Here is a 213-nt window from a genome sequence, read left to right as displayed (position 1 = left end):
ATTTTTCGGGCTAAACGCCGCCCTGGCCATGATCCTCGTCCTGGTGCTGCGCCGCCATGAGCAGTTCCGTCTGGCGGTATCGGCCTGCCCCAACGGCTGCGTGCGGCCGCAGGTGGCCGACCTGGGTCTGGTCGCCACCCGAAGCGTGGCCGTTGACGCGACGGCCTGCGTCGGATGCAACGTCTGCGCCGAAACCTGCCCGACGCAGCCATC

1 protein-coding gene is annotated in these 213 nt (G+C 68.5%); it reads left to right on the top strand.

The genetic code is table 11. The annotated features are described in order from the left end of the window. A partial coding sequence (locus tag DVDV_RS21770; RefSeq protein ID WP_175577154.1) for a 4Fe-4S binding protein occupies positions 1-213 on the top strand: 213 nt, incomplete at both ends.

This window comes from Desulfovibrio sp. DV (genome assembly GCF_001936595.1).
Lineage (GTDB): Bacteria > Desulfobacterota > Desulfovibrionia > Desulfovibrionales > Desulfovibrionaceae > Solidesulfovibrio.
Note: the sequence above shows the minus strand (reverse complement) of the source record. Positions and strands in the feature narration are given on the sequence as shown.